The 11,106-nt window shown below is 42.7% G+C and carries 11 protein-coding genes; 7 read left to right on the top strand and 4 right to left on the bottom strand.

Annotation, left to right across the window (positions count from 1 at the left end; translation table 11 throughout):
• Window positions 1-54 precede the first annotated feature (54 nt).
• A complete protein-coding gene (locus tag OCV56_RS08120) occupies window positions 55-801 on the top strand; it encodes an FNR family transcription factor (RefSeq protein WP_017632474.1) in 747 nt (248 codons plus the stop codon).
• Between the two features lie 132 nt (window positions 802-933).
• Window positions 934-1,884, top strand: coding sequence for a universal stress protein UspE (gene uspE, locus OCV56_RS08115; protein ID WP_086711446.1), 951 nt, complete (start codon window positions 934-936; stop codon window positions 1,882-1,884).
• A 121-nt stretch (window positions 1,885-2,005) separates the two neighbouring features.
• Here uspE and ttcA read toward each other — a convergent pair whose 3' ends face one another.
• The 4 genes from ttcA to OCV56_RS08095 all read right to left on the bottom strand — a co-directional run bounded on the left by ttcA (window position 2,006) and on the right by OCV56_RS08095 (window position 5,616).
• Window positions 2,006-2,899, bottom strand: a complete 894-nt coding sequence (ttcA, locus tag OCV56_RS08110) for a tRNA 2-thiocytidine(32) synthetase TtcA (RefSeq protein WP_017059635.1) — start codon at window positions 2,897-2,899, stop codon at window positions 2,006-2,008.
• Window positions 2,900-3,189: 290 nt separating this feature from the next.
• Entirely contained in the window at window positions 3,190-3,840 is a 651-nt protein-coding gene (locus tag OCV56_RS08105) for a DUF2987 domain-containing protein (protein WP_086711444.1), read from the bottom strand.
• A gap of 122 nt (window positions 3,841-3,962) precedes the next feature.
• The gene (locus OCV56_RS08100) at window positions 3,963-4,808 is read right to left on the bottom strand and encodes a glucosaminidase domain-containing protein (RefSeq protein ID WP_086711442.1); all 846 of its coding nucleotides are present in this window, start codon (window positions 4,806-4,808) and stop codon (window positions 3,963-3,965) included.
• A complete protein-coding gene (locus OCV56_RS08095; RefSeq protein ID WP_086711440.1) occupies window positions 4,801-5,616 on the bottom strand; it encodes a DUF2189 domain-containing protein in 816 nt (271 codons plus the stop codon). Before OCV56_RS08095 ends, OCV56_RS08100 begins: the two co-directional genes overlap by 8 nt.
• A gap of 329 nt (window positions 5,617-5,945) precedes the next feature.
• Between OCV56_RS08095 and potA the strand changes: the two genes are divergently transcribed.
• From potA to OCV56_RS08070, 5 genes are all read left to right on the top strand, one after another.
• Entirely contained in the window at window positions 5,946-7,061 is a 1,116-nt protein-coding gene (gene potA / locus OCV56_RS08090) for a spermidine/putrescine ABC transporter ATP-binding protein PotA (RefSeq protein ID WP_017059631.1), read from the top strand.
• Window positions 7,045-7,902 carry a spermidine/putrescine ABC transporter permease PotB gene (gene potB / locus OCV56_RS08085; protein ID WP_017059630.1) on the top strand — a complete coding sequence of 286 codons (858 nt, stop codon included), beginning with the start codon at window positions 7,045-7,047 and terminating at the stop codon, window positions 7,900-7,902. The genes potA and potB overlap by 17 nt, the downstream gene beginning before the upstream one ends.
• Window positions 7,902-8,672 (top strand): spermidine/putrescine ABC transporter permease PotC, encoded by a 771-nt coding sequence (potC, locus tag OCV56_RS08080; protein ID WP_086711438.1) that lies wholly within the window; start codon window positions 7,902-7,904, stop codon window positions 8,670-8,672. The genes potB and potC overlap by 1 nt, the downstream gene beginning before the upstream one ends.
• Window positions 8,673-8,821: 149 nt before the next feature.
• Window positions 8,822-9,856 (top strand): extracellular solute-binding protein, encoded by a 1,035-nt coding sequence (locus OCV56_RS08075; protein ID WP_086711436.1) that lies wholly within the window; start codon window positions 8,822-8,824, stop codon window positions 9,854-9,856.
• A gap of 210 nt (window positions 9,857-10,066) precedes the next feature.
• Entirely contained in the window at window positions 10,067-11,104 is a 1,038-nt protein-coding gene (locus tag OCV56_RS08070; RefSeq protein ID WP_008217941.1) for an extracellular solute-binding protein, read from the top strand.
• Window positions 11,105-11,106 lie beyond the last annotated feature (2 nt).

The raw sequence follows: 11,106 nt of genomic DNA, 5'->3' as shown, positions 1-11,106 counted from the left end.
ACTGGATAAAGGGATGCTAAAATATTGACGTATATCAAATAGTGAAAGATTGTTATGATTTCTGAAAAGCCTGTAACGAAACGTGTCCAATCTGGTGGCTGTGCAATCCATTGTCAGGATTGTAGTATTAGCCAGCTTTGTATCCCGTTTACTTTGAATGAATCTGAGCTTGACCAACTTGATCAGATCATTGAGAGAAAGAAGCCTATTCAAAAAGGCCAAGAGTTATTTAAAGCTGGTGACGAGCTTAAATCTCTATATGCTATTCGCTCTGGAACGATCAAGAGCTACACGATTACTGAGCAAGGTGATGAGCAGATTACTGCATTCCATCTAGCGGGCGATCTTGTTGGCTTCGATGCGATTACTGGTGACCTACACCCTAGTTTCGCACAAGCACTAGAAACTTCTATGGTATGTGAAATCCCATATGAGATTCTCGATGACCTATCAGGAAAAATGCCTAAATTGCGTCAGCAAATTATGCGCCTGATGAGTAACGAGATTAAAGGTGACCAAGAAATGATTCTGCTTCTTTCTAAGAAGAATGCGGAAGAGCGCCTTGCTGCATTCCTTTACAACCTTTCTACTCGCTTCTCTCAACGTGGCTTCAGCCCGCGTGAGTTCCGCCTAACGATGACTCGCGGCGATATTGGTAACTACCTTGGTTTGACTGTTGAAACAATCAGCCGTCTTTTAGGCCGTTTCCAAAAAGCTGACATCTTGAGCGTTAAAGGCAAATATATCACTATCGAAGATCACGATGCGTTGATGGAACTTGCTGGCGTTTCAAAAGAATAGTTTAGATATCAATGATGTAGTTCAATAATGAGCTACATCATGTTTCTCTCTAAAAACCTCTTATATTTCTCTTAATCTCTCCATAACTACGCTACATTATTTATATGTTCGGTCTAAAAAGTAGGCTTAGTTATGAGTATCTATAACAAAATTTTAGTTGTCGCAGACATTAACCACGACGAGCAACCAGCTCTAGTTCGTGCTATCCAACTTGCTAAGAAAAGCACCTCAACAAGCCACATCACTTTCTTTTTGTCGATATACGACTTCTCGTATGAAATGACATCTATGCTCTCTATCGATGAGAGAGATGCAATGCGCAAAGGCGTAATTCATCAACGCGAAATTTGGATGAATAAAGTCGCAGAACCTTACCTAGATGATTCTATTGAATTTAATGTACAAGTGGTCTGGCATAACCGTCCGTATGAAGCGATCATCGCAGAGGTTTACAGTGGTGAGCACGATATCTTGATTAAAGGTACGCGTAAGCACGATACTTTGGAATCCGTCATCTTCACTCCAACCGATTGGCATCTTTTAAGAAAGTGCCCTAGCCCAGTTCTACTTGTCAAAAATGATTTCTGGCCAGATCAAGCAAAGATTTTTGCTTCAGTTCACGTAGGCTCCGAAACAGAAGCTCATTTAGAGCTCAATGATACGATGGTCGACAGGTTACTAGAGATCACTGGTCGTCTGGACGCTGAACCGTTCTTGGTGAATGCTTACCCGGTGACACCTGCGAATATCACCATTGAGCTGCCAGAGTTTGATCCAACGTCTTATACCGACGCCGTTCGTGGTCATCACTTAACGGCAATGAAAGCATTACGCCAGAAGCACGGTATGTGTGAAGAGCAAACTGTGGTTGAGCAAGGCTTACCCGAAGATGTTATTCCTCGAGTAGCTTCTGAAAATAACGCAGCGATGGTGATCCTAGGAACAACGGGTCGTACTGGCTTGTCTGCTGTGTTTATTGGTAATACAGCGGAACATGTTATAGACAAGATTAACTGTGATGTGTTGGCTCTTAAACCGTCTGGTTACGTGAGTCCATTAGACCCTAACCTTTCGAAAGGTTAATGCGTTTAAGTAGACGAGCTTTACTGTAAGTTCAACTCATAAAAAAACGCCTCAAGGATTGCTTGAGGCGTTTTTGTTTGTCTGTTGTGAATGCGTATATCGCTCTACAACGATTGTTCTTTTATACGTTCGTCACGTCGATGAACATTGACTCATCAATGTTTGAAGATGAGATTTCAGCTTCTTCGAATTCGTATGCTTTGCGGTCTTCACTACGGTCTAGAGGAAGGTTCACGAAGTCAAACAGCTCGCGGTCAGCTAGCTGACTTGGGCTTACGTTCTGAATTGACTTGAAGATCTTCTCAACTCGACCAGGCGTTTTCTTATCCCAATCAATTAGCATCGCTTTAATGTTCTGACGCTGTAGATTCTCTTGTGACCCACATAGGTTACAAGGAATGATTGGGAACTCTTTGTGCTCAGCGTATTTGATTAGGTCCGTTTCACGGCAGTAAGTCAGTGGACGAATAACAACGTTACGACCATCATCTGAACGAAGCTTAGGTGGCATAGCCTTAAGACGAGCGCCGTGGAACATGTTAAGGAACATGGTCTCAACGATGTCGTCTAGGTGGTGACCAAGTGCGATCTTAGTTGCGCCAATCTTCTCTGCGAATGAGTACAAAGTACCACGACGAAGGCGAGAACATAGACCACACGTTGTTTTGCCTTCTGGCACTTTCTCTTTAACCACTGAGTACGTGTCTTTATCTACGATGTAGTAAGGAATATTCAGCGTTTCAAAGTATTCAGGAAGAATGTGCTCAGGGAACCCAGGTTGTTTTTGGTCTAGGTTTACAGCAACAACATCAAATTTGATTGGTGCTGCTTCACGCAAACGTAGCAAAATATCTAGCATCGCAAATGAATCTTTACCGCCACTAATACATGCCATTACCACATCATTCTCTTCGATCATGTTGTAGTCGATGATGGCATTTCCAACATTTCTTCTCAGACGTTTCTGAAGTTTGTTGAATTCAAGTGTTTCTTTTCTATTATCGTTTTGGTTCATTGCGACTCTCACACCGTCGTATTACCGACTGTAGATTGCTAGTGGGACTGTTTTAGGGCGTGGATTATACGGATTTTTATTTCATGTTGAAATAGTAACGGTAGGATAAACAAGCGGAGTATTAGAAAGATTCTGCTTTTATTGTGCGATAAGCTCTCTCTGCGGATAGAGAAACGTGTCTTAGCAAGATCTCGGTTTATATCGCAGATAAAGAAAAGCAGCCTGCTCTTATTCGATTAGGCCGCTTTAAAGTATGTAATGAAAGCTTAGGGGAATGATTCTGCTAAAAATTATTGCGCGGGAATGTACGGCAATACGCGAACTGTTGATTCTGGCAGCGTGATGCTGTCAGTTCCATTCAACTCCGCTAAGGTGAATTTCGCTCGCCCTTTTTTGATTGGTATTTGCTTGCCGTTTGAAAGCTCGATGTTGCCTTCAAGCTTATTAGCGAACTCCAGCGTTAACCCTTGGATATCTGGCGTGAACCAGCCAGAGAACATGCCGCTGACGTCTTCAAGCATCGCCTGCATCTGTGGTAATAGGCTTTCTATCTGTGCAACTTCAACAGTTCCAACTAAAGGAGCTTGCGTCATAACGACCAAAGAGTACGCACACTCTTGTTCTTGTGTTTGTACAAAAATAAGAGGGTTAGCTGAACGCAGGTTTTGATCTACCGGCAGAAGCAGTTCATTCGCGGAAGAGACTTTTAGCTCTTCGTAGTGCTCTTCTTTTTCCATCCACGCTTTGCTGATGTGACAGGTTGTTTGAGCTTGTTGGTCCACAAAGAAGACCGCAACTTTGACGTCATCGTGCCCTTCTTTGGTGTTGTTTTTCAGCTGGGTATAAAGTTTAGAATACGTGAACATGTATTCTTGTGCAGAAGCTGGAAGAGAAACCCCAAGGCTTAATGAGGCTAATAAAGCGAGTGCTGTCTTTTTCATTATTATAATCTTGTTGAAGTTGAGCGTTTATAAATAGAAAGAGCAGCCAATGAGCTGCTCTTTTTGTGATGTTATATGGTCAAACTTACCGTTTAAGCTCACCAAATGACTATCTGATCGAGTTACTTTTTCCAGTATACCTTGTTGTGACGGATCATAGCTTGTAAATCAGTCACATACTCTGAACCTCGCTCAGAATATTTTAATAAGCCATTAGTGAGATCTGTCGCAGTTTCGGTTGTTAAAAGATCGTCACCTTGCGCAGCAAGTTTTGCACGAATCGCTCTTAAATCGGCGTAAGCGCGGTTGCGATTAAGGTTCATGAAATAACGGTGTACTGATTCTTGGCTTGAAGAGAATGTTGCGACTTCATGCGAACTGCCTTCGTTACGTTGTAGCGGAACAAGCCCACAACCTTTGGTGTAACACCAGTGTCCGAAATAGTTGTTCGCTTTGGTGGCGAAACGCGATGTTCCCCACGCTGACTCATTCGCTGCTTGTGTCAGTACGAGCGCTTCTGGCAGTACATTGACGCGGTTAAGCATCTCTATTAGCCATGCTTGATCCAAACCTTCACTGGGCACAGGTAAGCTATACAACTTCCCTAACCTTTTCGCATAAGACGCGTCTTCAGAATCAATATGGCTTAAACCAGACTCAGAGAGCTTAGTTAAAAACGCGCGCTCTTTGGTGATACGTTTGTTTTCAATATTGATGCTTGGACGTAGAAACGAAAAGAACGTCTCCTTTTTCTCGTTGACATCTTCGATAGCCGCGAAGTTCGGTGTGCTCGAAGCAACCGTCAAGTCGCCAAATTGATCAGTTGAATTTGCGCTCTGCTCTGTCGTACGTCGTCGTTCTTCTTGGTAAATATAAGGACCAACCAGTGAAATAGAGCCAACAAGAGCCAGTGCAGTCACTTTAAGCGCAAGTGATTTGCTTGCGCCTGCCTGTGTGTTTTTATGCATCGAACACCTGTGGGTTTTTGTTATTGCTGTCGTTGTTATCGTCATCGCCCTTTGGACGATCTGAAGCAATCAGTTTTAACTTGATGCCAAACATCTCACGGTAAAGGATACCTTTCACGTGGAAGAAGAATGGAAGAACAAAGATTAAGCCAATGCCATACATCATCGCAGCCACGATGAACATCAACATAACCATTAGGTAGATAGACGCGACTACGAAGATCTTTTTGTTTACCGCTCTTAATGAAAGGAGTAGCGATTGCATTGGCGGCACTTTCTTATCACAAATCAGCAGAATCGAATGGCTGAACGCAAGTGAGAAGTAGATAGACAAGAATGGCAGAATCATCCCTGCGATGCCTTGAAGCATTAGGCTAAACAAAGTCACTAGAATAACGGGAACAGTAAACTGCAAACCTTTTCCGATGTGACGAACTTTAGTTTGTAGACCAGCAGCGTGACTCATTGCCATTAAACAAATACCGGCATAGATCGGCGCGCTGATCACCTCATAGCTAAAGTTCGCAATAAAAATCGATTCAACGATTTGTGGCGTAAATGACTCTGGGTCGATAACCGCATCCAAGATAACCGCGGGATCACCAAGCTGCAGTTTAAGTGCGATATAAAAGATAGCCAGTTGCACGAACATCAAAGCAATAATCGCAGGGGAGAACGAAAGAAAGTGACTTATCGTATGTTTCCAAGCTTCTTGGAATACAGCCGTTGCTTTGAGCTCATAATCGCCAGAAAGTGCACGGTTGATACTACCGCCCAAATTAAAATCTTTTTCGATGTCGTTGTTCATATTGATACCTAGGTGCGCCAATTAAACTAAGCGACCTAACTTATTGATAAAAAATTACCTTCATTATACTCATATGTCGGATACAAACTAAAATATGAATCTGTAACAAGGCTTGCTTTTGCGTCTTAATGGTTAATAATTAGACACTTGTCGGGGTGTAAACCCAGTAAATAACAGTATGGTAAAGGATGTTTACTTTTACCTGCGAAATTTTTTATCTTCGAAAGGTAAAAAATGCTTTGAATTCACGTTTTTGGTGATTATGATGCGCGCCTTAAAGGTGTATAGCAACAGGTCTCAAATAGAACCAAGGTGGAGAAAAACAGACGTTGAACGCTAAAAAATCAGTAGGAAAGCCAGTAGTACAGCTAACTGGCATCAGTAAAAGTTTCGATGGTAAGGAAGTCATCGGCAATCTGGATTTAAACGTAAATCATGGTGAGTTTCTCACGATTTTAGGCCCATCAGGTTGTGGTAAAACAACCGTACTAAGAATGATTGCGGGTTTTGAAACGGCAGATAGTGGTCAAATACTATTAGCTGAACAAAACGTAACCCAAGTTCCTGCTGAACAAAGGCATGTAAACACTGTATTCCAAAGCTATGCCCTATTCCCACATATGACCGTTTTCGACAATGTGGCATTTGGCTTACGCATGCAGAAAGTTCCAAACAGCGAGATTGAACCTCGTGTAATGGATGCTTTAAAAATGGTGCGCCTAGAACAAATGGCACAACGAAAACCACACCAGCTATCTGGCGGCCAACAGCAACGTATCGCAATCGCTCGTGCTGTCGTTAATAAGCCAAAAGTTCTTCTATTGGATGAATCTCTATCTGCTCTTGATTACAAGTTACGTAAACAGATGCAAATCGAGCTGAAACAATTACAACGCCAACTTGGTATCACGTTCATTTTTGTAACGCATGACCAAGAAGAAGCGCTGTCTATGTCTGACCGCATTATTGTTATGCGTGATGGCGTGATTGAACAAGATGGCACACCAAGAGAGATCTACGAAGAGCCTAAGAACCTATTCGTTGCGCGCTTCATTGGTGAAATTAACGTATTCGAAGCGACAGCGAAATCTCGTCAAGATGAAAAACGCATTGTTGCGACAATCGAAGGTGAAGAGTCCATTATCTATCACGATAAAGACGTAACACCGGGTCAAAAACTGCAAGTATTGCTTCGCCCTGAAGATCTTCGTATCGAAGAAATTAAAGAGTCTGAGCAGCGCGGTATTGTTGGCCATATTGTCGAGCGAACCTATAAAGGCATGACATTAGATTCAGTCGTAGAACTTGAATCTGGTATGCGTGTCATGGTTAGCGAATTCTTCAACGAAGATGACCCTGATGTTGATCACTCACTGGGCCAAAAAGTTGCAGTAACTTGGGTTGAGAGCTGGGAAGTGGTATTAGAAGATGAGCAAGAAGTTTAATTTACAAAACGCAATTGTTGCTTTAATCACAGGTTGGTTAGTGCTGTTCGTGATGATTCCAAACATCATGATCATCGGTACTAGCTTCTTAACTCGTGATGAAGCGAACTTGATCGAGATGACCTTTACTCTCGATAACTACGTGCGTTTGGCTGACCCGCTGTATTTTAAAGTGTTGATGCACTCTTTCTATATGGCAATTGTCGCAACCCTACTTTGTTTAATTATTGGTTACCCGTTCGCTTATATCGTGGCAAAAATGCCTGCGAAGTGGCGTCCAATCATGTTGTTCCTAGTGATTGTTCCATTTTGGACTAACTCTTTGATTCGTACGTACGGATTGAAAATTGTACTGGGTACGCAAGGTGTCTTGAACAAAAGTTTGTTAGCGCTAGATATCATCGATAAACCGCTACGTATCATGTACTCAGAAACCGCTGTAATGATCGGTTTGGTATACATCCTACTTCCGTTCATGATTCTTCCGCTGTATTCAGCGATTGAAAAACTGGACGATACGTACTTAGAAGCGGCTAAAGATTTAGGTGCGAACAAACTGCAAACGCTATTGAAAGTCGTACTGCCACTAACAATGCCAGGTATTATCGGCGGCTGCTTGTTGGTGCTACTGCCTGCGTTAGGCATGTTCTACATCTCTGACCTATTAGGTGGAGCTAAAAACCTATTGATTGGTAACGTGATTAAGAGCCAGGTGCTCAACGCTCGAGACTGGCCGTTTGGCGCAGCGACGAGTATCGCACTGACCATGGCAATGGCTGTGATGCTGTATGCCTACTACCGAGCAGGTAAGCTATTGAACAAGAAAGTGGAGCTAGACTAATGGGTCGCACAGTTAAGTTCAGCTTTATGGCGCTGGTATACGCCTTCCTATATCTACCTATTATCGTATTGATAGCTAACTCGTTTAATGCCAATAAGTTTGGTATGAAATGGGGTGGCTTTACCACTAAGTGGTATGACGCGCTAATTAACAACGACAGCCTAATGCAGGCTGCGTGGCACTCGATCAACGTAGCGGTGTTCTCAGCAACAGCCGCAACGATTGTCGGAAGCCTGACAGCAGTAGCCCTATTCCGTTACCAATTCAAAGGTAAAGGCGCAGTCAATGGCATGCTGTTCATCGTAATGATGTCACCTGATATCGTAATGGCGATTTCGCTTCTTGCACTGTTCTTAGTAATGGGTGTGCAACTGGGGTTCTTTACCCTACTTGCAGCGCACATTACCTTCTGTCTGCCGTTTGTTGTTGTTACGGTTTACAGTCGCTTGAATGGCTTTGATGTAAAAATGCTAGAAGCAGCAAAAGACTTAGGTGCAAGTGAATGGACGATTCTAAAGCAGATCATCCTGCCTCTTGCTAAGCCAGCGGTTGCTGCGGGTTGGTTATTGAGCTTCACACTCTCTTTAGATGATGTGATCATCAGTTCTTTCGTAACTGGCCCTACGTATGAAATCTTGCCACTGAAGATTTACTCTATGGTTAAAGTAGGTATCTCTCCAGAGGTCAACGCCCTAGCAACAGTGATGTTAGTGGTGTCGCTAATATTGGTGATTATTTCTCAGTTGTTAGCGAGAGAGAAAATTAAGTAAGCCTCCTACTCTTTAACGAGGCTGACTTGATAAGAAGTTGAGAAACTTCATGTTCTACAAAAAGTGTTAATCATAAACAGAATGGTAAATCGCCATTCTGTTTTTCTATCTACTGCCTGAGGGCAACGTTTAGTTTGGAGCTAACGTCAATGAAAAAATGGGCTACTCTATTAGCTGGTAGTGCATGTGCGCTTTCAATGTTATCTGCACCGTCTTTTGCGAAAGATAACAAAGAATTGGTATTCATGAACTGGGGACCTTACATCAACAGTGAGATCCTAGAAAAGTTCACCGATGAAACTGGCATCAAGGTGATTTACTCGACTTACGAGTCTAACGAAACCTTGTACGCAAAGCTAAAAACACACAACAAAGGTTATGACCTAGTTGTGCCGTCGACTTACTTCGTATCTAAGATGCGCGACGAAGGTATGTTACAAAAGATCGACAAAACGAAGTTGAACAACTTCAAAAATCTGGATACAAACTACTTGGATAAGCCATACGATCCAAACAACGACTACTCTATTCCACACGTTGTTGCGATCACTGGTCTTGCTGTGAATACAGACATGTACGATCCAGAAGATTTTCAAAGCTGGGCTGATTTATGGAAGCCTGAGCTCGAAGGTCAACTAATGATGATGGATGACACCCGTGAAGTGTTCCACATTGCTCTACGTAAGTTAGGTTACTCAGGTAACACAACTAATGAGAAAGAGATCGACGAAGCGTACGCTGAGCTACAAAAGCTAATGCCTAACGTTCTAGTATTTAACTCAGACAACCCAGGCGCGCCATACATGTCTGGTGAAGTCGGTCTTGGAATGCTTTGGAACGGTTCTGCAGCAGCGGCTCAAAACGAAGGTTTACCAATTAAACTGGTGTTCCCTAAAGAAGGCGGCATCGGTTGGGTTGATAACTTTGCAATCAGCTCTGGCGCAACAAACGTAGAAGCGGCTCATAAGATGATCGACTTCCTACTTCGCCCTGAAATCGCTGAGCAAATTTCTCGTGACACAGGCTACCTAACTGCAGTTAAAGCGTCTAACGAGAAGTTTAAAGACAGCCCAGCGCTGTTCCCATCGCAAGAAGATCTTGACCGTGTTGAATGGCAAGCCGCGGTTGGTGATAAGACAGTGAAGTATGAAGATTACTTCATGAAACTTAAAGCAGGCCAGTAACTTAGCTTATTATTTAATCGCGAGTAAGTCGCAGGTTTACTTAACAAGACGATGTAGATAATCAACAAGTTAAAAAGAAGAATATCAATGAATAGGCAGCTTAGGCTGCCTATTTTATTTTTTCACTGCTATAATATAGCGCGATTTTTCGAAATCCTTTTACTTTGGGTCACTACCCAGCTCCAAATCAAACAAATGAACGGAACAGTAATGAAAAAAACACTGTATACCGGCGCATTGTGTGCTGCTACTTTACTTTCTACACCCTCTTTCGCAGCTGACCAAGAATTGTATTTTTACAACTGGTCTGAATATATTCCAAATGAAGTGCTAGAAGACTTCACAAAAGAGACGGGCATTAAAGTTTATTACTCTACTTATGAGTCTAACGAAAGCATGTACGCTAAGTTAAAAACTCAAGGTACGGGTTATGACCTAGTTGTTCCTTCTACTTACTTCGTTTCTAAGATGCGTAAAGAAGGCATGCTTCAAGAGCTTGATAAAACCAAGCTAAGCCACTTTGCTGATTTGGATCCAAACTACTTAGATAAGCCATTTGACCCAAGCAATAACTACTCTATCCCATACATTTGGGGTGCAACGGGCATTGGTATCAACTCAGATATGCTAGACAAATCTTCAGTGAAAAACTGGGGCGACCTGTGGGATACACAGTGGGAAGGTCAGCTGATGATGATGGACGACTCTCGTGAGGTTTTCCATATCGCATTATCTAAGTTGGGTTACTCTCCAAACACAACTAACCCTGAAGAGATCAAAGAAGCCTACGAAGAACTTCGTAAGCTAATGCCAAACGTATTGGTATTTAACTCAGATTTCCCAGCGAACCCTTACCTTGCAGGTGAAGTGTCTCTTGGTATGCTTTGGAATGGTTCTGCTTACATGGCACGCCAAGAAGGCGCAACGATTGATATCATCTGGCCAGAGAAAGGCGCTATCTTCTGGATGGATAGCCTAGCTATTCCTTCAGGTGCAAAGAACATCGAAGCGGCTCATAAAATGATCGACTTCCTTCTTCGCCCAGAGAACGCAGCTAAAATTGCTCTAGAGATCGGCTACCCGACTCCGGTGAAAACCGCTTACCCTCTTCTTCCAAAAGAATTTGCTGAAGACAAGAACGTTTTCCCACCACAATCAGTGATGGATAACGGCGTTTGGCAAGATGAAGTTGGCGAAGCGAGCGTCATTTATGACGAGTACTTCCAAAAACTAAAAGTAAACAACTAAGT

Source organism: Vibrio gigantis, assembly GCF_024347515.1.
Taxonomy (GTDB): Bacteria; Pseudomonadota; Gammaproteobacteria; order Enterobacterales; family Vibrionaceae; genus Vibrio; species Vibrio gigantis.
This window is presented reverse-complemented; position numbering and strand designations above follow the sequence as displayed.